The organism is Heliomarina baculiformis, assembly GCF_019966545.1.
Classification (GTDB): Bacteria; Pseudomonadota; Alphaproteobacteria; order Rhodobacterales; family Rhodobacteraceae; genus Heliomarina; species Heliomarina baculiformis.
Map to the genome: position 1 here is coordinate 240432 of NZ_JAIMIC010000003.1, position 22543 is coordinate 262974.

24 protein-coding genes are annotated in these 22543 nt (G+C 59.7%); 6 read left to right on the plus strand and 18 right to left on the minus strand.

The genetic code is table 11. The annotated features are described in order from the left end of the window. Positions 1 to 157: 157 nt before the first annotated feature. Positions 158 to 1509 (minus strand): IS3 family transposase gene (locus tag MF268_RS08275; protein WP_238370402.1). Its coding sequence is split into 2 segments (ribosomal slippage): positions 158 to 1171 and positions 1174 to 1509, totalling 1350 coding nucleotides; the frame shifts between segments, so codons are not numbered across the junction. Positions 1510 to 1583: 74 nt separating this feature from the next. Between MF268_RS08275 and MF268_RS08280 the strand changes: the two genes are divergently transcribed. Further along, complete coding sequence (locus MF268_RS08280; protein ID WP_238370403.1) at positions 1584 to 2582, plus strand: IS110 family RNA-guided transposase; 999 nt, start codon at positions 1584 to 1586, stop codon at positions 2580 to 2582. Between the two features lie 326 nt (positions 2583 to 2908). Here the strand turns inward: MF268_RS08280 and MF268_RS08285 are convergent, their stop codons facing one another. The 14 genes from MF268_RS08285 to MF268_RS08350 form a co-directional block, all read right to left on the minus strand. Further along, positions 2909 to 4642, minus strand: a complete 1734-nt coding sequence (locus MF268_RS08285; RefSeq protein ID WP_238370404.1) for a DNA methyltransferase — start codon at positions 4640 to 4642, stop codon at positions 2909 to 2911. A 55-nt stretch (positions 4643 to 4697) separates the two neighbouring features. After that, the gene (locus tag MF268_RS08290) at positions 4698 to 5153 is read right to left on the minus strand and encodes a type II toxin-antitoxin system VapC family toxin (protein WP_160382719.1); all 456 of its coding nucleotides are present in this window, start codon (positions 5151 to 5153) and stop codon (positions 4698 to 4700) included. After that, positions 5150 to 5392 (minus strand): FitA-like ribbon-helix-helix domain-containing protein, encoded by a 243-nt coding sequence (locus MF268_RS08295; RefSeq protein ID WP_238370405.1) that lies wholly within the window; start codon positions 5390 to 5392, stop codon positions 5150 to 5152. Before MF268_RS08295 ends, MF268_RS08290 begins: the two co-directional genes overlap by 4 nt. An 81-nt stretch (positions 5393 to 5473) precedes the next feature. Then, positions 5474 to 5680 carry a hypothetical protein gene (locus MF268_RS08300; protein ID WP_238370406.1) on the minus strand — a complete coding sequence of 69 codons (207 nt, stop codon included), beginning with the start codon at positions 5678 to 5680 and terminating at the stop codon, positions 5474 to 5476. Next, entirely contained in the window at positions 5677 to 6216 is a 540-nt protein-coding gene (locus MF268_RS08305) for a 3'-5' exonuclease (RefSeq protein ID WP_160382722.1), read from the minus strand. The genes MF268_RS08300 and MF268_RS08305 overlap by 4 nt, the downstream gene beginning before the upstream one ends. 4 nt (positions 6217 to 6220) lie before the next feature. After that, entirely contained in the window at positions 6221 to 6676 is a 456-nt protein-coding gene (locus MF268_RS08310) for a hypothetical protein (RefSeq protein ID WP_160382723.1), read from the minus strand. A 29-nt stretch (positions 6677 to 6705) separates the two neighbouring features. Further along, positions 6706 to 6876: a type II toxin-antitoxin system PrlF family antitoxin gene (locus MF268_RS08315; RefSeq protein WP_238370407.1), complete on the minus strand. Its 171-nt coding sequence runs from the start codon at positions 6874 to 6876 to the stop codon at positions 6706 to 6708. Positions 6877 to 6943: 67 nt separating this feature from the next. Continuing rightward, positions 6944 to 7246, minus strand: a complete 303-nt coding sequence (locus MF268_RS08320; protein ID WP_160382725.1) for a helix-turn-helix domain-containing protein — start codon at positions 7244 to 7246, stop codon at positions 6944 to 6946. Beyond that, a complete protein-coding gene (locus tag MF268_RS08325; RefSeq protein ID WP_160382726.1) occupies positions 7243 to 7623 on the minus strand; it encodes a type II toxin-antitoxin system RelE/ParE family toxin in 381 nt (126 codons plus the stop codon). The genes MF268_RS08320 and MF268_RS08325 overlap by 4 nt, the downstream gene beginning before the upstream one ends. Before the next feature lie 40 nt (positions 7624 to 7663). After that, positions 7664 to 8926 carry an abortive infection family protein gene (locus MF268_RS08330; RefSeq protein WP_238370408.1) on the minus strand — a complete coding sequence of 421 codons (1263 nt, stop codon included), beginning with the start codon at positions 8924 to 8926 and terminating at the stop codon, positions 7664 to 7666. A gap of 54 nt (positions 8927 to 8980) precedes the next feature. Further along, positions 8981 to 12970, minus strand: a complete 3990-nt coding sequence (locus MF268_RS08335) for a PIN domain-containing protein (protein WP_238370409.1) — start codon at positions 12968 to 12970, stop codon at positions 8981 to 8983. Positions 12971 to 13067: 97 nt separating this feature from the next. Next, entirely contained in the window at positions 13068 to 13586 is a 519-nt protein-coding gene (locus MF268_RS08340) for a ParA family protein (RefSeq protein WP_160382729.1), read from the minus strand. A gap of 35 nt (positions 13587 to 13621) precedes the next feature. Then, on the minus strand, positions 13622 to 13897 hold the full coding sequence (locus MF268_RS08345) for a pyocin activator PrtN family protein (RefSeq protein WP_160382730.1): 276 nt from the start codon (positions 13895 to 13897) through the stop codon (positions 13622 to 13624). Positions 13898 to 14341: 444 nt separating this feature from the next. After that, positions 14342 to 15652, minus strand: coding sequence for a site-specific integrase (locus MF268_RS08350; RefSeq protein WP_238370410.1), 1311 nt, complete (start codon positions 15650 to 15652; stop codon positions 14342 to 14344). Between the two features lie 264 nt (positions 15653 to 15916). On the opposite strand from MF268_RS08350, the gene dusA reads away from it, so the two are divergent. Continuing rightward, positions 15917 to 16924 carry a tRNA dihydrouridine(20/20a) synthase DusA gene (gene dusA / locus MF268_RS08355; RefSeq protein ID WP_238370411.1) on the plus strand — a complete coding sequence of 336 codons (1008 nt, stop codon included), beginning with the start codon at positions 15917 to 15919 and terminating at the stop codon, positions 16922 to 16924. A 49-nt stretch (positions 16925 to 16973) separates the two neighbouring features. Continuing rightward, on the plus strand, positions 16974 to 17765 hold the full coding sequence (locus tag MF268_RS08360) for a hypothetical protein (protein WP_238370412.1): 792 nt from the start codon (positions 16974 to 16976) through the stop codon (positions 17763 to 17765). On the opposite strand, the gene MF268_RS08365 is transcribed toward MF268_RS08360, so the two are convergent. The 3 genes from MF268_RS08365 to ccmI are packed head-to-tail and all read right to left on the minus strand — an operon-like array spanning position 17762 to position 19715. Then, complete coding sequence (locus tag MF268_RS08365) at positions 17762 to 17995, minus strand: DUF1289 domain-containing protein (RefSeq protein ID WP_420485426.1); 234 nt, start codon at positions 17993 to 17995, stop codon at positions 17762 to 17764. The two genes, MF268_RS08360 and MF268_RS08365, sit on opposite strands and share 4 nt — an antisense overlap. After that, positions 17989 to 18471, minus strand: coding sequence for a Holliday junction resolvase RuvX (gene ruvX / locus MF268_RS08370; protein ID WP_238370414.1), 483 nt, complete (start codon positions 18469 to 18471; stop codon positions 17989 to 17991). The genes MF268_RS08365 and ruvX overlap by 7 nt, the downstream gene beginning before the upstream one ends. After that, the gene (gene ccmI, locus MF268_RS08375) at positions 18468 to 19715 is read right to left on the minus strand and encodes a c-type cytochrome biogenesis protein CcmI (RefSeq protein WP_238370415.1); all 1248 of its coding nucleotides are present in this window, start codon (positions 19713 to 19715) and stop codon (positions 18468 to 18470) included. Before ccmI ends, ruvX begins: the two co-directional genes overlap by 4 nt. Positions 19716 to 19919: 204 nt before the next feature. Between ccmI and MF268_RS08380 the strand changes: the two genes are divergently transcribed. From MF268_RS08380 to MF268_RS08390, 3 genes are all read left to right on the plus strand, one after another. Continuing rightward, a complete protein-coding gene (locus MF268_RS08380) occupies positions 19920 to 21164 on the plus strand; it encodes a sarcosine oxidase subunit beta family protein (RefSeq protein WP_238370416.1) in 1245 nt (414 codons plus the stop codon). A gap of 442 nt (positions 21165 to 21606) precedes the next feature. Next, positions 21607 to 21798, plus strand: coding sequence for a hypothetical protein (locus tag MF268_RS08385; protein WP_238370417.1), 192 nt, complete (start codon positions 21607 to 21609; stop codon positions 21796 to 21798). A gap of 378 nt (positions 21799 to 22176) precedes the next feature. Beyond that, positions 22177 to 22506 (plus strand): sarcosine oxidase subunit delta, encoded by a 330-nt coding sequence (locus MF268_RS08390; RefSeq protein ID WP_238370418.1) that lies wholly within the window; start codon positions 22177 to 22179, stop codon positions 22504 to 22506. Positions 22507 to 22543 lie beyond the last annotated feature (37 nt).

Genomic DNA, 22543 nt, shown 5'->3' on the forward strand with positions numbered 1-22543 from the left:
ACGACGGATCGCGAAGACCTTTGCAACTTGCCCGCCGACTTAAACCAGGTCGGCGGGTCGATCCTTTTCCATCGCAAAGGTGCTGTCCGTCGTCAGAGTATTTCGGAGATCGCGAGGCTTCTCGTAGCGAGGGTTCCGGTTCGGTTTCCGTTTGAGGTTATGCGGCAGCGTTCTGATGCTGCAAGCGGCGTTTTCTGATGGTCTGCTTCTTGATCTCCTCTCTCATTGACAGGATTTGCGCGCCGCGGCCGTGGTAGACATCGGCGGGCGTCAGGTTGCCGAGGCTCTCGTGGTATCGGCGGTTGTTGTAGTAATCGACGAAGGCTTCGATCTGCCGTTCCAGGTCGCCGGGCAGGTAGTAGTTCTCCAGCAGGATGCGGTTCTTCATGGTCTGATGCCAGCGCTCGATCTTGCCCTGGGTCTGGGGATGATGCGGTGCGCCCCGAACGTGATCCATGCCCTTGTCTTCGAGGAAGTCCGCGAGATCCCCGGCCACATAGGACGACCCGTTGTCGGAGAGCAGTCGCGGTTTGTGCACGACCGTGACGTCATCGCAGCCTGACGCTTCCAAGGCCAGTTCCAACGTCTCGGTGACATCGCTGGCCTTCATCGTCGTGCAGAGCTTCCACGCGACGATGTATCGGCTGTGATCATCGAGGATCGTGCTGAGATAGAACCAGCCCCAGCCGATGACCTTGAGGTAGGTGAAGTCGGTCTGCCAGAGCTCATTGGGCCGGGTGGTCTTGTCCCGGAACTCGTCGGCGGCTCGGATGACGACATGCGCCGGCGCGGTGATAAGATCGGCAGCCTTGAGAATGCGGTAAGCCGATGATTCCGATACGAAGTACTGCCTCTCGTCGGTGTATTTGACCGCCAGTTCCCGAGGCGTCAGGTCCTCGTGTTCCAGGGCGAACTCGACTACGTCCTCGCGGATCTCGTCTGGAATGCGGTTCCACACCGACTTCGGCCGCGGGGACCGATCGGCCAGCGCATCCAGCCCGCCTTCAACCCAGCGAGCATACCACTGGTAATAGGTGCTGCTGGGAATGTCGATCATGGCCAAGGTCTGCTTCGCCGGCAGGTGCGATGCTTCGACTGTGCGGATGATCTCAAGCTTTTCAGGCGCAAGATACCTCATTCCTCGTTGCCCCCATCCCCGATCATACTTTTTTTCAGAAGTCGGTTCTCGAGCGTCAGCTCGGCGACCACCTCCTTGAGGGCGGCGGCCTCCGAGCGGAGTTCCTTGACCTCCGGCGCCGTCGCCTGACGGACAGTGTCTCCAGCCAGGCGTTTCTTGCCGGCCTCGAGGAACTCTTTCGACCAGGTATAATAGAGGCTCTCGGCGATCCCCTCGCGGCGGCACAACGCGGCGATGCTTTCCTCGCCACGGAGGCCCGCCAGCACAATGCGGATCTTCTCCTCGGCCGAGTAGTGCTTGCGGGTCTTCCGCTTGATCCCCCTGACCAGCTTGTCAGCGGCATCCTTCGATGTTCCGGGTGTCTGTTTCATCTTATGGAATGGACGCCCCTTGCACCCAAGCCGATAGTTTTCGGGACACGTGGCAAGCAGAAGGAGTTCATAAAATGCAGTTGCTCGCGATCGATTTGGGAAAGCAGTCTTTTCACATCCACGGGATCACGAATGAAGGCGAGGTGATCTCGAGGAAGGTAACCAGATCAAAACTTGAAAACGCCGTTCAGGAAATTTCTCCTGAAGCCATTGCTATGGAAGCCTGTGCCAGCGCCCATCATTGGGGACGGCGTTTCGAGGCTATGGGATTTCCGGTTCGCCTCATTCATCCGCGCTTCGTTATGCCATTCGTCAAAGGCGCGAAGAATGACGCGGTCGATGCGGAGGCGATCCACGAAGCTGCATTGCGGCCGACCATGCGGTTTGTCCCGGTGAAGACGACGGAGCAACAGGATTTGCAAATGTTGCACCGAACACGCGACCGGCTCATCACGCAACGCACCGGCCTGATCAATCATATTCGTGGCCTTCTCGGGGAATACGGCGTTGTCATTCCTGTCGGCGCGGTCCGGTTCCGCAAGGACATCAGGGCAGCCGTCGCTGAAGCCAAGCTGTCGACCTTGGCGAAGCAGAACTTCACCGCACTCATTGCTGAGTTTGAGGCATCGGACAAACGTGTGGCCGAGATCGATCGAAAGTTGATCGCAATCTGCAAAACCGATGATCGCTGCAAACGACTGGCGACACTTCCCGGCGTCGGGCCGGTGATCGCCACCGCTTTGATCGCCGCCGTCGATGACGGGCGACACTTCTCGTCAGGCCGGGCTCTCGCGGCATGGATCGGACTGGTCCCCAGGCAATATACGACCGGAGGCAAACCTCGGCTTGGCGGGATAGGCAAACGGGGTAATCAATACTTGCGCCGCCAGTTCATCCACGGTGCGAGGTCGGTCCTGATCAGGATCGCCGGACGAAGTGATCGGCGTGCCAAATGGGCGCAAGGTCTTCTTGCTCGGGCGGGCCACAACAAAACACTCGTAGCAATCGCTAACAAGACAGCACGAATTGCCTGGGCAGTGTTGCGCAGTGGGGAAACCTACAAAGCCGCATAGCAGAGGCGCACGGCGCTTCGAGGCTCAAGAATGCGAGGTGTATGACGATGGTGTAACGGCATGGGCCGCCTATTCACAGCCTGTAAGGAGCGATGGCCATCAAAGGCCGGTCATCTTGGAAGGCACGAAGACAAGCGGATCCCATCGAGGCCAGAAGCAAGAAAGCTTCGTAAAAGGCCGGATAGATTCACGCATCCAATGCCGTTGGAACCGAAGTTGAAAAACACCTTGCGCAGGGGGCGTCCATAGATTCGCTCCTTGGCGGCTTCGATGAACCAGAACCCTCCGTTGCTCAAACCCCTAAATCTCTCCACAGGGTGCTGACGTCAGACAATGCCCACGATGACGCACTCCACTGCCGCATTGGCAGATGCATTATTCCGCCACTTGAAAGACTGGTGCGCAAACCCAATTTCGATGCCATTCGCAAGAACATGTGGCCAAAGAGCGGCAACCGAGTACCCCTGACAGACCGAGCTTGTAGCCACAAATGCAGCGCGACAAGCGTTGCCATGGATAAATTTTGAAGCCTTGAAGAACCAAGCCGCCACGAAGTCGAAAGCGGCATAGCTTTTAATATGCCCATCGAATACATGAGCGAGATCTGCCTTTTGCTCCCTGCTCTGATAAGTCGACCCGAGGAATGGGGGATTGCCTGCGATAAACACCTCTCCCTCTTTCATGGGAGAGCAGACGTCTGCCCATGAAATTCGAAGCGCATTCTCGTTCCGGATGTTGGCGCCGCCCTTCAACGGGAGGGCAGCCGGCTTGCGCCCGAAGGCCTCACCGAACATGGCGTTGGCCTGATACTCGGCGATGAACATGGCGAGCTTCGCGGTCTCGGCCGAGAAGTCGGTGATCTCAATGCCGTAGAAGTTCGTGATCGGGATCTGCGACCACATCTGCATCTGAATCTGGGTCTGCCCCTCGATCTCGCCGAGGCGCCGCAGGATGCGGATCTCGCGGGCGCGCAACTCGCGGTAGGCGACGACCAGGAAGTTGCCGCTGCCGCAGGCCGGGTCGAACACCCGGATCGCCGACATCCGGTCCAGCACCTTGCGCAGCCCGTTCGGCCGGTCCCAGGCCTTGTCGATCTCGGCATCGAGCTCGTCGAGGAAGAGGGGGCCCAACACCTTCATGATGTTGGGCACGCTGGTATAGTGCATGCCGATCTCGGCGCGCGCCTTCGGGTCGGCCACGGATTGGATCATCGAGCCGAAGATGTCCGGGTTGATCTCTTTCCAGTCGAGGTCGCAGGCCTCGCGCAGGTAGCGGAAGGAGATCACGTCGAAGCGCGGCGCGTCGATCGTGCCCGCGAATAGGCCGCCGTTGACGTATTCGAGGTCGTGGCTCCAGGCCGGCAGGTCAGCCCGCTTGTTTTTGGGCAGGTTCATCGCCTGGAAGGCGGAGATCAGGACGCCGTGGGCTTCCTCTCCCTTGTCGCCAGCATGGGTGAAGATCGCGCGGGAAAACTGGTTCTCCGGGAAGATCCCGACATCCTCGGCGAACATGCAGAAGATCAGCCGCGTCATGAACTGGTTCATGTCGTGGCGCCGGGCATCGGCGGCCCAGTCGGGGTTGGCCTTCACCAGGGCGTCGTAGAGCTTCGCGAGCTTGCCCGTGGCTTTCACATCGACTGGGTTCTCCTCGGCCGGGCGATACCGGTCCTTGCCGGCGGCCGGCAGGAAGAACCCGAAATGGTCGCCGATCTCCGAGAAGGCGCAGTGCAGCCGCTCGCCGCTCTTCCAATGCTCGGCCGCGACTGTCTCGCCGTCGGTGGCGATCAGGATCGCCGGCTTGTGCTTCGCGGTCCGCTTGCTGCCCTTCAGCGCATCGAGGGTGGCCTCGACCCCAAGCGCGTCGGCCGGGGCGTAATGGAACTTGAGGTTCATCAGGACACCGCCCTCGATGTCCGACCTGTTCAATGACCCGCCGCGGAGCTTCGAGACCGTCGCCTGGGCATTGTCGGTTGCCTCGGCGAAGGAGAACCCGAAATCCGCCGGATCGAAGGGAGCCTTGGCAATGGCATCGAGAGCCTCGAAAATGTCTGTCGGGTTCATGCGCTCACTCGGAAAATCGTTGCTGAAATGAATATTGCTCGCGGCGGAAGGCGTCTCAAAGGCGGACCTCCTCCTGCACGGCTGATCCCAAGGTGTCGAGGGCAAGCGCCCGCGACGCATGCTCGGTGCCGGAAAGGGCCTTGATGAACCGCCGGTCGGCGGTGATGAGCTGGCGATCCATGCGTTCGGCAAGCGCCAGGTAGACGCAATCGTAGATCGGGTGCTCGAGCGCCAGCGCGAGGTCGAGGGCACGTCGCTCCAAGAGCTCGTCGGCGTCGATGATCGTCACCGGGGCCGTTTGCAGAAACAGGAAGAGGTCGATCGCGCGCTCGTTGGCGAGGACCTGCTTCGAGACGAGGGTGCGAAGGACGTTGCTGGCCTCGATCCGGAAGAGGGCGGGGGCCACCATGTCGGCGCCCTGGAGGAGCTCTGCCTTGTCGCTGTCCTCTTCGTCCACGATCCATTTGATCGCGACGGAGGTGTCGACAACGAAGCTCTCGCCGCCTGTCATGACGCCTCGTCGCGATCACGATCCGCGCGCAGGATCTCGGTCGTGGTCGGAGCACCAGGGGCCAGTTTCACGCGCTTGGTGCGCGCCTCGGCAAAGAAATCAGCCCTGTGTCCGGGGCGGAGGGCTTCCTCGAGGATCCTGCGATGCTCCGCCTCTGCGGATCGCCCCGCTTTCGCCGCGCGCTCCTTGAGGGCCGCGGAAATTGCATCGTCGACATTTCGGACGGTGAGTTGTGCCATGACGCATCCTGACTGCGAAATGATGGCATTATGAAGGCAGTTCGGAGATCTGGCAAGTTTCCTCTGTATTCGAGGATCCTGTCAGTTGGCTGGGGCCGCCCCTATGACCTTGATACCCGCGCTTTCGAGCCGGTGGTAAGGCGCCTCGCGGATACATGCATCGAGGTCGATCTTCGGTCGCTCGTCCCTCGGTGGACGCAACATGATGACACTCGCGATCATCACCAGGCCGCTGACGCCGAGCAGGCCGCACCCGACGATGATCTCCGTCGTGAATATCTCGGTCATGCGGTCCTGCCTTCCATTACAAATGTCACCTGATGCTCGGCCGCCTTCAGCCAGCCTCGAGCGAGACGCGCGCTGTCCGGCCCCGCCCGATGCGGGGCAGGGCGTCGCTCCACCGTCTCGTAGAGCAGGTCCAGAGCATATCCCTCGAACATCGCGAAAGATGCGCCGTCGAAATCTTCGACCGAAGGGTTCTCTGCACGCCCGGCAGCTCGGAACAGGCGGTCCAGCCATCGTGTCTCGAACTCAGGGGCGTCAGAGACGAGTCTGCGGCCTCCGAGGACCTTGAAGAAGGTTTCGGCCACTTCTGTTGCCGAGGGCGCCTCTGAGAGCTCGGACAGGGGAATGCCGTGAACCGCTGCGCTCTGCGGCGACCAATCGTCGATTTCCCAATCGTGAGCCGGTTGGATAAGGGAGGACCAGGTGCGCACTTCTCCGTGCTCGAGCCACGAGAGTCCGATTTCTATGGGCCAGCTGGCCCCCGACAGGCTTGATGCCTCGAAGTCCAGGATCGCGAATTTCTCAACTGCAGCATCCATGGTCTCACTCTTTGCGCGCCGTTGAAGGACAATAGCTGGATCTCTTGGTGTGCGCTTGCTTCACCGCTCGACGAACGCGGGCGATATCTGCCAGGCGGGCATGGGCGGATTGCGCTTGAGACGGGCGATGGAAGGTTGAGCGGACATCGCGCCCTTCGGGCTTGAAGGACCATCCGAGTGCCGTGAGCGCCTTTTCCGCGGCATCGCGTGCTTCATGCCGCCTGAGGCGATCCGTCACCCGTGGTTCAACATGTGCTATCTCGTTGTCTTCGCAGCTATGATGTCGCTGCAGTTCCATGATGATAATCAGACCAGGGAATTCCGCATCCAGCCAGCAAGTGACAGCAAGTGCATCATCATCAAGCCGCTGTGCGGCCTCGCGGGTCCGCTGCATTGCCAGTAGGTCCTCAGGCGACCTCTGGATCGGCGATATCGTAGCTGCTTCGCTGTCGTCCGGCATGATCGGATCTCCGGTTATTTTGCCCCTGTTCAGTCTTCTTCGAATGGTGCGAGAAGGTCGATTTCAACATCCTCGACCAGGTCGGCGGCGCGCTGGACGATGTGCCCGCCGAAAGGCCGCAGGCGCTGCGGGTCGGACGCGGCTTCCTGCTCGAGAAAGCCCAAGAAGGCCTGAACCGTTGGGTCGATTGCCGGTATCATCCTTCTAACCTCCTCAAGTCGAGCCTCTCGCGGCGGGGACCATGAGGGTGGTTTTTTCGACCCCAGCTCAGATGATGGCTTCGATGCCTTTCCGATCGATGACGTCGAGCAGCCTCGCCGATGAACCACCCGGGGATTTCTTGCCTTGTTCCCACTGAGCGACCGTTGTCGCACCGACATTGAGAAACTGGGCAAAAACGGGCTGGCTCATACGGCTCTTGGCCCTGATCTTCTTGATCCTGGCCGGCGTAAAGGAAGGTTTCTCCGGAACGCAGACCCGATCCATGACGCGCATGGTGATGTCGTCCATGGCGCCGACCTCGTGCAGGTCCTTCGCCATGTCGTGGGCCATATCCAGAATGTTACTCATGCCTTGCACTCCAGCTCTGCGATGGTGCCCTTCGCCTTCAGCGCATCGATCTGGCTGTCATCAGCCTCGATGAGCACCTTGGCGTTGACCGAGAGGGCATCCTTTTCCCGGCGCGTGATGTTCGATCGGCTGCTCTTCGGAAAGCCGTAGAGGAAGAAGATCCTATCGGATTTCTTCTTCCGGAAGCCGATGATGGTCCGGAAACCACCCGACTTGCCTCCGCCTGTGCGCGCGATCCTCTTCTTGAAGAGGTAGCCGCCAAGGTCCGCTTCGACGTTGCCGTCAAACGCTTCCTTCGCGGCCGCACAGAGGTCCTCGTCCGATATCGCCTCGGACCCGGCCCACTTTCTGAACGCCTTTCCAACGAATACTCTCACGCTCCTCCCTAACACTTAGTGTTACACTTGTCCATTTCAATCAGCTCTCGGCGGTCTCGGCTGCAACCTGAGACAGGTGACGATCGAGAACGAAGTCGACGAAGGTGCTGGCGGCCCCGATCGCGAGCCGCGCGTGCCGCGGCTGGAGACCCTTGAAGTCGCGCCCGCGGCCATGGCCCTTGCCGTAGGCGTTGCGCAACGGAGCGAGAGAGTGCGCGATATTTCCAAGGCTGGTCAGGATACCCCTAATTTCGTTCGCGCCCTTGGCGTTCTCATCGATCCCGTCCGGCATGATCTTAATCTCTCGGCGGAGAAGCTTCAGCAGCTCGGGGATCTCCGCCTTTTCGGGATAGGCGACCTTCCGATCGTCGAGGATCAGCTTGCAACAGCTCTCGACGATCTCCTTTGCCAAGGCGATCGCCTCGCCAGGCTCGCTGTCGCCGATGCGCTCGAGGCGTCGCAGATCCTCGTAGAGCGTATCCGAGTTCAGGGTTGCTGCCACGGCCTTGATGCGCTGGACAGACCCACCCAAGGCGTGAACCTTGCGTTGTGGCACATAGGCCGGTCGGCCATCGATGATGGCGTCCTCGACGAGTTCCCATCCGTCGGCCCGCAGGTGACCATTGAACGCCCGGGCGAGCGCATCCTGCTCCGCGTCGTCCTTCCGGACGATGGGATGAAGAATCTCGCAGATGAACTTCAGGAAGGTATCCTGATCAGCGGCATAGAGACGGAAGCGCGGGTCGCTGTAGACCCAGTCCTGCGACCAGTCGAAATTGTTGATGCAGTGTTGCCAGATGTCCTGCTCGGCGTTCTGGAACCGGCTGTCATAAGAGGGCAGGGAGGTCAGATCGAAGATCCGGCTGAGGAAGGCAATCTCATCCAGGGCGCCGTGCCAGGCAGTCTCCCTGGCACGCATCTCGTCGAGGATGGCGGCGCGTGTCCGTTCGCTGATCTTCCCGTCGGGCAGACGCCGCCCCGGCGGCGCGGCGCGCATCGGCGAGATCTCCGCGCTCACCCAGTATCCATTGTCCTTGCCTGTGACGAGTTCGAGGTTCTTCGAGATGATCCCGGCGATCTCGTTCCGGCTGTCCTCTATCCACACGAAAACACTGACCGGGACGCGTAGAAAGACGGTCCAGAGCTCGGTGCCGCCGTTCCAGTTGTCGTACCCGACCTCGTCGATCTCGATATCTGCCTGACTCATGGCGCGGAGGGCATCATGTTCGCCTTTCTGGCGAAGGAGCTCTGCCACGGTGGGCAGGCTCCCCTCGATTTCGCGTCTGATGCTCAGGTATCTCATCGGCGTAGTCTCGAACAGGTTGAGCCGAAGGACCTCAGTTGGCAGCTGCCAACCTCATGCGCCTTCGTCTTCCAGGGGATCTTTGCTGCGCATTTTGGTGAGGTTACGTGCTGACTTCACGCAGTCACCAATCGTGTTCAGGACGGCGTCTTTATGATCTCGATTTATGTCCACCGCCAGAAGCCCCGGGGAAATAATGTGGGTAGTGCTTCTCAGGAGCGGGGGGAGCTTGATCATTCGGGCGTTTCTCTGCGCCTTCGCGACCGCCGCGGCAACTGAATCACCAAGCATCTTGATCGCCGGGCCTTCACCCAATCGCTCTGAGAGCTCTTCAAGCATGAAGGCGGCATAGGCGACGCAACGCGCTCCATCGTCCGTATCGTCCCAGAGTTCCAGAAGGCTGGATCCGATCAACTGGGCAACACTCCAGGGGGCGTTCGTCGGCAGGGCGATATGATCGAGGAATTGCTTCAGCCAGAGCGACGTTTCTTTGCGCTCCCACTCGAACTGCGTCGTATCTCCGTCGATGCTGACGTATCGGTAATTCCCCTCCAGCATAGCGCCGAGGGCATCAGAATATGCTTCCTGCGAAATCATGCGCTTGTTGCGCGCGATCTGTAGAGCGACCTGGCTCCAAGCCGATGAAATACCATCCAGGCTCGCAAACAGCCGGAGGGAGGTGTCATCCGCAAGCAAGGTCCACCCTCTCTCCTTGGCGACTACCAGCGTATCTACGAAGCACGGGCCCACATCTTCGAAAACCGCTTCGAAGTCCGGATGAAGGGCAGTGCCTTCTTCCGGCATGGCGATTTTCAGGCCTCGTGCCAGGTCGAGGGTTCGCCCGAGGTCCGATATGAGAAGGTCGGACATCTCTCGGGACAGCTCGATGATACGCGCCCCATGCTCGTCCGCTACGAAGCTACCTCGGCGTCCTTCTCCCCCGATGGCATCCACCCTGTCCCGATAGGCTTCGTGAAGCAGATCGATGCTGCTCTGGGTGATATGCAGGTCCGGGCAGGCCTGAAGGAGGGTGTCGGCGAAGCCGAGCGTCTGGGCGCTGTATAGGGTGATTGGATCGACGATCACGCCGGGCGCAGCCATAGCCGATTGCGTTGCCGCCTTCCGTTCTACAGCATTACCGAGGGCCATCTTGATTTTGATGCTGCCGTGGTGCCGCAGAAAATCCCAGAAATCGAAGACCGTGCCTCCACCTGCGGCGGCCAACAGAGCTATCGGGGCTTTCCCTGACTCGTAGGCCTCCTCGATGCGCTTGACCTGCCCCGCACGCTCCCTGGCGCTTTCGAGGATGGGACGAATACTGCCTTCCAGATCATTTTCATCGATCCGAAGCGCTCCGAATATCTTGCTCTCCGGAAACAGGCGCTCGAAGTCCTTCTGAGACCGATGATACGCATGGGCATACTTGGACAGGATCTTTGTGACGGTGGCGTTCAGCTTCCCGACAGCGGAATCCATCGGGAGATTGTCACCCACAGCCTTTCCCATCAGGCGAAGAGCCAGCGGGTCTTCAGGGGAAATTTCGTCGCGGTCCGCCCGCGGGGCAGGGGCTGTCTCGATGATCTTCGTGAGCGGGTCAGCGTGATCTCGCGAGACCACAACGACTGTATCCTCCTCAACGACTTCGTGGTCGAAATCGACATGTCGCCCAGAACGGCCTGTCAGGATCAACCCGACCATGAAGCCGAGATGTATCTGTGGGTCTTCATAGCCGTCGCGCAACGCGCGGTATCCGATCTCGAGCGCCCTCTGGAAGTCGTCCGTGTAGTGATCGAGCTTGTGCGCAAGGTGCATGCGCATCCGGGGATCGCCGGAAATGTCCACCGGCACGGTGTCGAGATACCGGATGATTGAAGAGATGTCCGGCAGACGCTCGCAGATATCGATCCAGCGAGCACGGTCTTCCAGGGTTTCATCCCCTGTGCCGAACACGTGCTCGAGTTCCTTTCTGGCGCCCTTCAAGTTGCCAGCGCATTGAAAGATGACAGCGCCGATCCTGCGCATGCTGGCGGTATCTTTGATCCTGGCGTCGAGCTTCCCATAGAGTTCTCGGGCTTCTCGAATCCTGCGGCAGTTCACCAGTGTCTGGAGTGCCATCCTGAGTTGGGGCGTATCCGTGTCAGGACTACAGAGATCGAGATAGATGTCCGCGGCTTCGGAGTTCCGGCCGACCATGGCAAGGGCATGGGCCGCACGGTCACGTGCGAAGCTGTTGGTTTCGCGCTCTGACAACTTGGCAAGGCGATCGATGACTGCGGGATCGTCGAGATCGCCAGGATGGTTGAACACATAATAGGCCAAGAGCAGTGTGGAGTCCGGATGCTCCGTCAAGATGTCATGGGTGACTTCCTTGAAGAGATCAGGGTTGATCTGCGCAGCCGCCAGGATACGGCAGTTGCCAAACGCGACACGCAAGCCGGCGTCTTCTGCTGTTCGATATAGGAAGTCGGCACGTGCGAGAGCTGCTTCTGGGTCCCCTTCATTGATGCGCGCCTGGAGGAGCATGAGCTCATCATTCGGATCCCGATCGCCTTCGGGAATCCTCGACAGCGCATCGGCAACCGCGGCATCCTCACCCTTGTGCATCTGATAGGCGGCGCGGAACCGGAGCAGTTGCGGCGTATTTCCAATCCTCCGGAAGGCCTCTTCGATGAGCTCTTCGGCCTTCTCTTCATCCCCAAGCATCAGGGAGGCCGAGAGGGCATTCATGACGCAGGTTTCAGCCTCTCGCGCCCACCCGCTTGCCTGAAGAAGATCCCAGGCAACGAGAAAGTGTGCTCTCGCATCCTCGACGATCTCGATGTCGCTTTTCCGCACGAGTCTGAGGCTGCGGATGTCGTCTCGCTCGGCGACTTCCTGGAACCTGAGGTAGCCCGCATATGCGCGCACGCGCCAATTATCGGGATCTCGATTGACCGCATCCTTGGTCAACCGCCGGCAGTCCTTGATCTGACCCGCTTTCTGCGCGTGCTCCGCGAGCGCCAGAAGGAACTCCGGGATCCGCTGGAACTGTTCCGGAAGCTGAGCCTGAAGCTCTTGCCATTGCGTTTCCGCCGGAGCCGTCTCCAAGAACACTCCGGCTGCCCGCTGCTGTGGCTCTCGCATCGCCATGGCGCTGGCGGCCAGTTCAGCCGCCTTCTCACGATTGCCTGCGATGGACTCGGCGGCCGCGAGTATGGATAGCGCTTCGGATGTATCGGGATACTCGTCGTGAGCCTGACGATACCAATCTACGGCTGCATCCTTGTCTCCCTTGGCAAAATGGGCGGATCCAAGGTTGGCCTTGATGCGGAAACGGTCTCGAGCGCTGGCAGTGCGGCCCTCATTTTCGAGAAGTCGTTCAAGCCGGGTGATGGCGGTTTGCGCCGGGCTATCGTTCAGGAGGTCGGCGGCGTCGGTGATGCGCTGACCGAGCGCGTCTCCAGTCGGCTCACGCTCCAAGCCCGCTACGACTGACCTCTGGAGATCGAGGATACTGGACGTGAGCCCCGCCAGATCTCGGGATACGTCACCGCGCAGATCGTTCATTGCTGCAGATATCTGGAGGTCGGCGACCGTCGACACGCCCGAGCAATGAATGGCCGCAACGCGAGGATGGCGATTGAGAACAGCCTTGATCTCGTCCCAGCCCATGACATCGACTTCGAAGAGAAGCTCCTTTCGGTTCTTCTCATTCAGCTCTCGCGCGACTTCCTGTATTCGCGCGTCATTGGGGGCTGTGGTGGCGAGGATGAACCTGTCGAGAGGAGGGTGAAATGACTTGGCTTTCTCGACCTCCTCGCGAAGATCCTTTTCTTTAAGCGCCTTCCCGTAGCCTCCGGAGCGGCCTTTGCACTGGACGCCGACCCATTTTTTGTGAACCCGGTCCGTGCCGTAAACATCGACACCATGCTGCTCCTGACCAGACCGGCCATTGGCGCGCGCATCGTCTGTCTGCCATTCGCTTTCGAACAGATCCCTCGTCAGCCGCTCGAATGCCTGCCAGTCGGCAGGTGCGGGAAGATTTACGCTCGTGACGTTGACCATGCTGCTCGTGTCTTCTTATGCCTTTGCTAAAAGAGATGGGTTCGGACGGCAAAAATCGAAAGCAGGCATTTGCCTGATCTGATGCAGCTTTCAGCGGTCACAGCCTGCTCCGCACCTCCCGGAACAGCGCCTTGATTTCCGTGACGGCCTTCGAGCTCGGCCGATCGAACTCCGTAATCGCCTGGCCCGAAATCAGCGCCTGCATGAAGGCCTTGCGCTGCCAGAGCCGCGCCTTGGCTACCGGCACGTCCGGGTAGAGTTCCTGCAGCACCGCCGCGGTGTCGTCGCCCTGGGGCCCGACGGCCGCCACCTGGCTCAGGACGAATCTTCCCTGCCGACCGTTCTGCTTCATGATCTCGACCGTGCCCGCGGCCACGTTGATGTGGAAGGGAGTCGACCGAATGGGAATGATGAGCAAGTCTGCGGCGCGGATCGCGGCGTCGATCGTGCCGCCGGCATGGGGCGGCGTGTCGATCACCACGCAGTCGGCGTCATCTTCCTCGGCTTGTGAGAGATAGGCGATCTGCCCTGCCACCGCGCCGGAATTGACACTCGAAGGCCCCTTGGGTGTGAACCTCTCGGTTGGGGATCGAGTTGAGAGCTTGCGACCTGTCATTTGTTCCCTTCAGCTTCCTCTATTCGCATAGCATGTCAGCCGTCTTCTTCACCATCGTCTTGCCATTTCTTTTCAAAGTTGGCGCGCGCTGCACGATGGCGCTCCTCGATGATAGTGGCAATGTCTGTAAGCATCATGAGACGAGCTGCCTTCTGACGTTCGTCGAGCCGAAAGTAGGGTACTCGAACCTCCCCACTGTCGGCTTTCCTGGCCAATGTGTCTGCCTCATAGCCCCAGTATTGAGCCGCCACCTCAAGAGGAATTACGGGTGTGCCGCCGAAGTGGGCCAGGAGCATATCAAGTGTTGTCATCATTACCTCCGCATGGTTCCTGCATAGGAATTGAGATCGAACTGCAGGACGCGGAAAAGTTCCTTTGCGGAAGTCTGCTGTGCATGACGAGCGTGATCGTTTCGCGACGGTGGTCGGAGATCGCGAGTGGCGTCATTTCGGGGTGGTGCAACACCCCACCCAACTGGAGACGGCGAGCACCAGGCAGATCACGCCAAGACGGAGATTGCCAAGACCGTGCCGACGCTGCCCTGGGCTGTTCGCGTCGTGCCAGTTCCAATCGGGGAAGGTTGACGATCGGAAAGCCCTGCCTTAGCCAAGTACACTTTTCCTCCTTGCCTTATAGGCGCCGAACCTCCAGCTGGTCAGTGCAAGCCGCCAAGGAATTCCCAACAGACCTGAGTCACGACTCAGGTGTGGCCCTGTCGCCAGAGAACGCGCCGAAGTCACGGAGTCGGCAGGTGATCAGGTTCTGGCCCAGTATGCCAGAACCCAGTCCAGCCAGTGCCAATTCTTGAATTTATCGCCCTTCTTTTCGACATTCACATACCGATCCAAGCAGCTTCGAGACTGATGCCCTGAGGTCTTCATCACGAAATGGTCACGCTTTCCCTTCTCGAACAGACGGCTGATACCTTCGTGCCGGAGATCGTGAAAACGCAGATCGTCAATCTTGACGCGCTCCCGGTGGCGTCGAAAAGCGGTGCCCACTGAACGCGGATTGTATGGGAAAATAAAGTCCGACGTCCTGGGCATGGAAAGGATGATTTTCATGGCCTGAGGGGTGAGCTTCACCCAAACGTCGTTAGTTTTCTTCTTGCGGGGGTGCTTCATCTCCCGCACCAGAATCTTTCGATCAGTCACGTTTAGGTCACTCCAGCGAAGACGACAGATCTCACTGAGGCGGCGACAGGAGAAGATGGCGAACACACTTATCGTGATAACAGGGATCTTTTGCCTTTTGTTCGCAAGCACTGCGTCAAAGATCAGATCGAGCTCATCGAGAGTGGGGCGCCGTTCACGCTCCTCGGACCGTGCCAAGATTTCATCGTGCCACAATACTTTCATGGCGCGAACGACGACATCGTATGGAACATCCTCGTCGCGTTCAGCTGCCCATTTCAAAGATGAAGCAAGCATTGTCATGTAGGTCGCCGCGGTTTGCGGCATCATTTCCAACTTGAGCAGGTCCTCTGCCGCGTTTTGGAACCACTTCAGGTCTATGGTAGACGCTGGCTCCTGACAGCGTGGGTGATTGATCCAAAATTCGAGATTTTGGGTTGCGGTCTTCTCGACGCTCCGCCCCTTGTCCTTCCTTTTTTGAATTAGATCACAGACACGAGGTGCCGTTTTTGAGCCTTCTTCTTGCTTGGGAGCAAGTAAACCCAGTTGTATCTGGGCCAACGTGTCATCTCGCCACTTCTTGGCGTCCTTGAGGCTTGTGAATGTCTTGCTTATATTGATTGGACCACCGTCGGTCCTGCGACGGATTTGTGCGCAGTATCTCGGGAGGCCGTCTTTCGGAGCGCGTGCCGAAATGAAGGGTTCGTCCGAACAGTCTTCTACTGTGGGCAAGTTATCCGCTTTGGTCGACACTTGCGTCCGCTTGGTCTGTTTCGGCTTTCGCAAAGAGTCTTTCTTGCTGGTCCCGGAACTTTCGGCAGGTCGCGGCTGGGCGGGCAGTTCTGCGCGGAAGGCAAATGGAGAACCCGCTGCGCGGTCACGCGAGATTTGCTGGAGTATATTTTTGGAGCTAACTTGTGTCGTGTGAGACATGACCGTCCCTTTCTTGTTGATCGTCGAGAACGTGGTGTCACTTCGATCTGGCCGGAAACCGTCCGGATGGGGTAAGTCGAGGCGCAGCCAGAATCAGGTGGGTCGCCTGACCCTGGCGGAGCTCTGGCTCGGACATGATTGGCGGGATGGATGTTGCTACTCGGTAGCAAGCTGTCTTGGAAAACCCACGGAAACCAGGGAAAACCCCCGGGAATCACGAGAAATCCCGTTAGGTGGCTGTCTGCGTATGCGGAGAGTAAGTGTATGAAAGTAAATGCAAAATATGCGTCACGGCTTGCCGTGGCACCCATGATGGATTGGACCGATCGGCATTGCCGGTTTCTTCATCGCCAGTACAGCCAGCATACGCTGCTTTATACCGAAATGGTGACGTCACCGGCGCTGGTGCGGGGACAGGCGCTGCACCTGCTGGCACATCACGACTCCGAACATCCCGTGGCGCTGCAGCTTGGTGGCTCCGATCCGGCCGAACTGGCCGAGGCGGCCGTGATGGGGGCGGAGGCAGGCTATGACGAGATCAACCTGAACTGCGGCTGCCCGTCGGATCGCGTCCAGTCGGGCAGTTTCGGCGCGGTTCTGATGGAAAGCCCCGATCTGGTCGCCAGATGCGTGACAGCGATGAAAGATGCGGTGGATGTCGATGTGACGGTCAAATGCCGCATTGGTGTTGACGATCAGGACCCGGAAAAAGTCCTCCCCGACTTCCTGTCCCGGATAGAGGCGGCTGGCTGCTCAAGGGTCACCATCCACGCCCGCAAGGCCTGGCTTCAGGGGCTGAGCCCAAAGGAAAATCGCGATATTCCGCCTTTGGATTATCCGCTTGTCCTGCGCATGGCCGAACAGTTTCCCGACCTGCATATTTCGGTCAACGGCGGCATCAAGACACTGAAAGAGGCGGTCTCTTTCCTCGACGCGGGCCTTGACGGCGTGATGATCGGGCGCGCGGCCTATCACGACCCGACCACGGTGCTAAGCACGGCCGACGCTGAAATCTACGGGGATGGGTCCGCCCGTTCACCCGAAAAGGTCGTGCGCGCCATGCTGCCCTACATCGCCGCCCACCTCGCCGAAGGGGGCAAGCTACACCAGGTAACGCGCCACATGCTCGGCATGTTCGCGGGGCGGCCGGGTGCGCGGGCATGGCGGAGGACGCTCTCCGAAGGCGCGCATAAGCCCGGAGCGAATGGCGATCTGGTCATTGCAGCGCTTGCGCAGGTCGAAGAAGCCGTCGAACTCGCAAATGCAGGATGATGCGGCCGGTTACGTGTCCGATCTGCGTATTTTTACGGGAACATAATCTTTGACAAAGTCGCAAGAGCTCGCAGATCTGGGGTGGTGCCTGTTTGACCATGATCCCAAGTTGGTCGACTGGGCTTTGGCTGCTCTTCCTTCAGCACGACTTGCCATACGCGATCCGTCGCTTGCTCATCTGCTCCAGTGCGAAGGCACATGGTTCGTCGGTCTGGACGCCTTGCCCAATGATACCGAGGGACGCATCGGCGGCTCAGGTCCCCTGCAGGGCCATGTCGTCGACGTCCTGCGCAGCGCCGGGGTCTGGTCAGACCTTCACCCTGCGCAAATTTCGGCCACCTATCCCGGCTATCCGAAACCGAGAGATGGCGAAACACCGGCAGCCTTCCGCTATCGCCTCAAGCGGGATGCCGCACATATCGACGGGATAATTGCCACGGGGCCTGAGCGGCGTCGCTTTATCAGCGAACCTCACGCGTGGATCTTGGGCATTCCGCTAAGCGAGGCTGATGCGAATGCCGCGCCGCTCGTGGTCTGGTCGGGCAGTCCAGCCATTATCAGGCATGGATTGCTTAAGGCGCTTTCACCTTATCCGCCAACCCAATGGGAGAGTATCGACGTGACCGACGCCTACCAATCTGCCCGGCGCGAGGTTTTCGAGACTTGTCCGCGAGTCGAACTGCCCATGAAACCGGCGCAGGCGGTTTTGTTGCACCGTCTGGCGCTGCACGGCGTGGCGCCTTGGCAGCAGGGCGCCAAAGCGTCGGCAGATGGCCGTATGATCGCCTACTTCCGCCCGCCGATGCCGGGCGGTGTCTCCGCGTGGCTCGAACCGAACTAGCGTTTCAGCCGGGCGGCCCGGCCGCCGCGTCGTTTTGCTAGCTTTGGCGCACGCGACGGCAATTCCTGCATGATCGTCCGGCGTTCTTCCGGTTCCATCCGCGACCAGCGAGCGATTTCGTCAATCGTGCGATAGCAGCCGGTGCAAATCCGCTCTGCCGGATGGATGACGCAGATCTGCACGCAGGGGCTTTCGATCTCGTTGCGCGTCCAGACCGGCGGTTTCACGATGCATTCTCCCGCTTCAGATGTCCGATCCGGTCCAGCGCGCCTTGCAGGATATAGCTGGCGGCGACGTGGTCGATAACCTCGGCCCGGCGCTTGCGCGAGGTGTCCGCCTCGAGCAGCGCGCGCTCGGCTGCCACCGTGCTCAGACGTTCATCCCAAAAGCCGATGGGCATCTCGATCAACCGCACGAGGTTTCGGGCAAAGGCGCGGGTCGACTGACAGCGCGGCCCTTCGGTGCCATCCATGTTGCGCGGCAGGCCAAGCACGATGGCGCCGATCTGCCGTGCCTCGACCAGTTCTACCAGCCGCGCCGCGTCCAGCGTGAACTTGCGCCGTTTTACCGTCTCAAGCGGCGTTGCAACGGAACCGAACAGATCGGACACCGCAACACCGATGGTCTTGTCGCCAAGGTCCAGACCCATCAGCCCGCGCATCTGTGGGCAGGCCGCAGCGAATTGCTCGAAATTGTCGTAGATCATTCGGCAATCCCCGCTCTTTCCGCCGCCGCTTCGATCTGCGCAAGTGCCGCATCCTCTCCGGCAAAGGCCGACCGGGCATTATCATAGATCGCCCGGGCCTGATCGAGATCGCCCAGAACACCAAGGGCGGAAATCAGCCGCGCCCATTCCTCGGGCGGTCCGCCCTCATCGGCAAGGCGCGTGGCCAGACCCTGCACCATGCCTTCGATCATCGCCTGACGGTCTTCGGGCGTCATATCTTTTGTCGCCTCGACGTCTTCTGCGCTGGGGCCGGGCAGTTGGGGGCCGCCTGTCTGCGGCTCAGGCGGCAGGGTAAAGTTCGCACCCGCTTCTCGCGCAACGCGGGTGATCTGCTCGCGGATCGGCGGTATCCAAGGCGCATCTGCCGGGCTCTGTGTCAGCAGGTTGTTCCATATCCGGAAGGCCTGATCGGGACGGCCGGTCTGCACCATCATCAGACCCCAGTAATACTGAGCCGCGCCATTTCGCGGGGCAAGCGACAGCGCCTTTTTCAACGCGTTTTCCGCCTCGGGTGACACGTAACCGCCCGCCGCGAGGATCAGCATATCCGCAAGATAGGTGAAATCCTCCGACCCGGCATCTTTGCCTTTAAGCGCGATGACACGCTTTTGCGCCGCATAGGCCGCTTCAAAGTTTCCGCTGGCGGCCTCGTGGCGTGCCAAAAGGGATTGCCCGGTCAGGTCGTCGGGGCGGGTCGCAACGGTTTCGCGCAGCTCCGCGACAAGGTTCTTGTATTCCTCGGTCAGGTTCGCAGGCGCAGGCTGGTCGGGTACGCTCGCTTCGGCGGTGGCCTGATCGGGCCGCGATGCCCGCAACTCCTCGGCCATGGCAACCCGGCGATCAAGGCTCAGGTCTCCATATCCCGGCGCGCCAAGATCGCGGTAAAGGAAAAAGCTCCCCGCCACGACAATCGCCACCAGCACCGCCGCCATGGCCCACGACAGGATCGGCGCGGCCTCGCTTTCCGCAGGCTTGCCCCGTTTGTCGGCATCGGCGGCAAGAATGCGCCTGGAAACCTCTGTGCGGACGCGCTCTGCATCCTCGGGACCGATCACGCCGCGGGCCAGGTCGCGTTCCACTTCGGCCAACTGGTCGCGATAGACCTGCACGTCATAGCCTTCGCTGTCCGCGGACGCCCGCATCCGCGATCCCCGCAGCAAGGCCAAAGCCAGTAAAAGCGAGACGCTCAGCGCCAGCAACAAGGTGATGATCCAGAATGTCATGCGTTCTCCTGCTCTGACGCCTATCTAGACCCCCGACGTCCGGCGAAAAAGGGACAAAGCGGCACATGTTCCAATTGATCACGCCGAATTATGCTTGGCAAAGAGCCGCTCCGGCAAATTTGCGTGACCTCGGGTCTTTCGTTCCCGGCCCACAGACGCAAGAATGGAGCGACCAGCATTCGAATCCAATCCGGGAGCTTCTGAATGAAACGTTACTCTGCTTTTGCCATCGCCCGCGAAGCTCTTCGATTTCATTCCGGTTGGGAACGCGCCTGGAAAAGCCCGGAACCGCGCCGCCGGTACGAAGTGGTTATTATCGGGGCAGGTGGGCACGGGCTGGCAACGGCCTATTATCTTGGCAAGAATTTCGGCATCACCAATGTCGCGGTGATTGAAAAGGGCTGGCTTGGCGGCGGTAACACCGGGCGCAACACGACGATCATCCGTTCGAATTACCTTCAGGATCCTTCGGCCGCGATCTATGAAAAATCGCGCAGCCTCTATGAAACGCTCAGCCAGGATCTGAACTACAATGTCATGTTCAGTCCGCGCGGCGTGATGATGCTGGCGCAGACACAGCACGAGATACGCGGCTATCAAAGAACCGCCCACGCCAACGCGCTGCAAGGCGTCGATACGCGGTTTATCTCCGCGCGCGAGGTCAAGGAACTCTGCCCGATCATGAATATCGATGGGCCGCGCTATCCTGTTTTGGGCGCGCTCTGGCAGCCGCGGGGCGGTACTGCGCGCCACGATGCGGTCGCCTGGGGATATGCCCGCGCCTGTTCCGACATGGGCATGGACATCATCCAGAAATGTGAAGTGACCGGCATCCGTCAGGAGGAGGGGCAGGTGCGCGGGGTCGAGACATCGAAAGGCCCCATCGACTGTTCCAAGCTGGGCATCGTCGTCGCGGGTCATTCCGGTCGTCTTGCGGACATGGCCGGTTTCAGACTGCCGCTGGAAACCGTCGCCCTTCAGGCGCTGGTTTCCGAGCCGATAAAGCCCTGCATGGACGTGGTTGTGATGGCCAACACCGTGCACGGCTACATGAGCCAGTCCGACAAGGGCGAAATGGTGATCGGTGGCGGCACTGACAGTTTCAACAGCTACACGCAGCGCGGCAGTTTCCATCATATCGAGGAAACCGTGCGTGCCCTCGTCGAAACCTTTCCCATGATCTCCCGGCTCAAGATGCTGCGCCAGTGGGGCGGGATCGTCGATGTGACCGGCGACCGTTCTCCGATCATTTCCAAAACACCGCTTCAGGGATGTTTCATCAATTGCGGATGGGGCACCGGGGGATTCAAAGCCATTCCGGGCTCCGGCTGGGCCATGGCTGAACTCATGGCTGCAGGACAGTCCACGCTGGCGGAAGAATTTTCTCTCGACAGGTTTCGCGTCGGGAAATTCATTGACGAAAGCGTTGCCGCCGGAGTGGCCCATTGATGCCTCAGCACGCATATTCTGCCTGTGGCGTTGGCGCTCCTGATGCGGAACAATGGAACTTTGCTATCGAAACTCACGTTGGATCGTCGGGGCGAAGCAATAGGGCAAGCAAATGTTTGGGCCGACTCTTCTCAAAAAAGTCAATCCGTACCGTCGCGGACCCCAGTGGAGAGCGCGACAGTACAGTCGTTCGATCGCCAACAAGGCTGTGTGGCTACTCCTGTCAGAATTCGTATTCGCCGCGGTCCTCGCATACCTCTTGCACACGCTCTGAAAACGGGGAAATCCCCCAACTCGCGAATTTCGCCAAGTGCCTGATCCAACAGAGGAACTCGGCGCCGCACTGTTCTACTAAGCACGGCCGCATAAATTTTGAAGCTCCCGGGAACCGGACGAATTCAAAAATCGTTATGCTAGCGAAAACAAGCACAGGAGGGCCGAAATGGCTCATTCATCGGAAACGGGACGGTCGTCAAACGGCGCGCTCGCATTCATTCTTGGCGGCGTCGTCGTGGCGCTTGGTGTTCTCGGCTGGATCGTATTTGGCGGCGGCATCCCCACTGCAGACCAGCCTGATGTTCGGATCGAATTGCCCAACGGGCAGGCGATCGAAGGAGAGGTCTCAGGAGACTGAGTACTGCCGCGCTGATGCGGCTCTGGTTATATTAAAGAGTATAAGATGGGCTTGCCTCGTGCCCATCTTTTTTCATTTCAGGGGTGCAGAAGCCGACGCCTGGCACAGCTTAGGGTGGCATTTGGCCGGATTTCTGGTTCTGTGGATAAAATTTCGCGGCTTCGTTAACTTCCCGTTTCAAACTGTTGACAAATCAATCGAAACCGGAATTTTTTCCGTTTCCATTTTGAAACGTCGGGCCTTTGTCGGCCCCTTTCCCCATTCCTACCGGTACAAGATACCCCCTATACCCGCTAATCGCTGCTGGTTCTTCGGATCAGCATTCAATCGCGCTATCGGTTCTCTTGTCCGCGGCCGTCAAAGACAGGAGATACGCCTATGCTGACCCTTCAATGTCCCTATTGCGGCGTTCAGGCCGATGAGACGGAACTGAGTGCTGGCGGCGAGGCGCATATCGAACGGCACGGTCCCGGCTCTTCGGACGAGGCGTTTGAAGAATATCTTTTCGCGCGGGAAAACCCCTTTGGCGTACACTTCGAGCGCTGGCGGCATTCCTATGGCTGCGGCAAGTGGTTTCATGCCGCGCGCAATACTGTGACGCTTGAAGTCTATGGTACCTATCCCGCGCAGACCACCGAACCCCCGGCAGATATCCGCAAACGGATTTCCGGGGTCGCGCCTGGCTGGACATGGAGGTTCCTTGGATGAACCGGACCGTCGAAATATCCGAACCGGAAAGGAGCCC

What these genes read in the sequence shown, in the direction of transcription:
- MF268_RS08280 (WP_238370403.1), top strand. Translation starts at nt 1,584, where the DNA reads ATGCAGTTGCTCGCGATCGATTTGGGAAAGCAGTCTTTTCACATCCAC.
- MF268_RS08285 (WP_238370404.1), bottom strand. Translation starts at nt 4,642, where the DNA reads ATGAACCCGACAGACATTTTCGAGGCTCTCGATGCCATTGCCAAGGCT.
- MF268_RS08290 (WP_160382719.1), bottom strand. Translation starts at nt 5,153, where the DNA reads ATGACAGGCGGCGAGAGCTTCGTTGTCGACACCTCCGTCGCGATCAAA.
- MF268_RS08295 (WP_238370405.1), bottom strand. Translation starts at nt 5,392, where the DNA reads ATGGCACAACTCACCGTCCGAAATGTCGACGATGCAATTTCCGCGGCC.
- MF268_RS08300 (WP_238370406.1), bottom strand. Translation starts at nt 5,680, where the DNA reads ATGACCGAGATATTCACGACGGAGATCATCGTCGGGTGCGGCCTGCTC.
- MF268_RS08305 (WP_160382722.1), bottom strand. Translation starts at nt 6,216, where the DNA reads ATGGATGCTGCAGTTGAGAAATTCGCGATCCTGGACTTCGAGGCATCA.
- MF268_RS08310 (WP_160382723.1), bottom strand. Translation starts at nt 6,676, where the DNA reads ATGCCGGACGACAGCGAAGCAGCTACGATATCGCCGATCCAGAGGTCG.
- MF268_RS08315 (WP_238370407.1), bottom strand. Translation starts at nt 6,876, where the DNA reads ATGATACCGGCAATCGACCCAACGGTTCAGGCCTTCTTGGGCTTTCTC.
- MF268_RS08320 (WP_160382725.1), bottom strand. Translation starts at nt 7,246, where the DNA reads ATGAGTAACATTCTGGATATGGCCCACGACATGGCGAAGGACCTGCAC.
- MF268_RS08330 (WP_238370408.1), bottom strand. Translation starts at nt 8,926, where the DNA reads ATGAGATACCTGAGCATCAGACGCGAAATCGAGGGGAGCCTGCCCACC.
- MF268_RS08335 (WP_238370409.1), bottom strand. Translation starts at nt 12,970, where the DNA reads ATGGTCAACGTCACGAGCGTAAATCTTCCCGCACCTGCCGACTGGCAG.
- MF268_RS08340 (WP_160382729.1), bottom strand. Translation starts at nt 13,586, where the DNA reads ATGACAGGTCGCAAGCTCTCAACTCGATCCCCAACCGAGAGGTTCACA.
- MF268_RS08345 (WP_160382730.1), bottom strand. Translation starts at nt 13,897, where the DNA reads ATGACAACACTTGATATGCTCCTGGCCCACTTCGGCGGCACACCCGTA.
- MF268_RS08350 (WP_238370410.1), bottom strand. Translation starts at nt 15,652, where the DNA reads ATGTCTCACACGACACAAGTTAGCTCCAAAAATATACTCCAGCAAATC.
- dusA (WP_238370411.1), top strand. Translation starts at nt 15,917, where the DNA reads ATGAAAGTAAATGCAAAATATGCGTCACGGCTTGCCGTGGCACCCATG.
- ruvX (WP_238370414.1), bottom strand. Translation starts at nt 18,471, where the DNA reads ATGATCTACGACAATTTCGAGCAATTCGCTGCGGCCTGCCCACAGATG.
- ccmI (WP_238370415.1), bottom strand. Translation starts at nt 19,715, where the DNA reads ATGACATTCTGGATCATCACCTTGTTGCTGGCGCTGAGCGTCTCGCTT.
- MF268_RS08380 (WP_238370416.1), top strand. Translation starts at nt 19,920, where the DNA reads ATGAAACGTTACTCTGCTTTTGCCATCGCCCGCGAAGCTCTTCGATTT.
- MF268_RS08385 (WP_238370417.1), top strand. Translation starts at nt 21,607, where the DNA reads ATGGCTCATTCATCGGAAACGGGACGGTCGTCAAACGGCGCGCTCGCA.
- MF268_RS08390 (WP_238370418.1), top strand. Translation starts at nt 22,177, where the DNA reads ATGCTGACCCTTCAATGTCCCTATTGCGGCGTTCAGGCCGATGAGACG.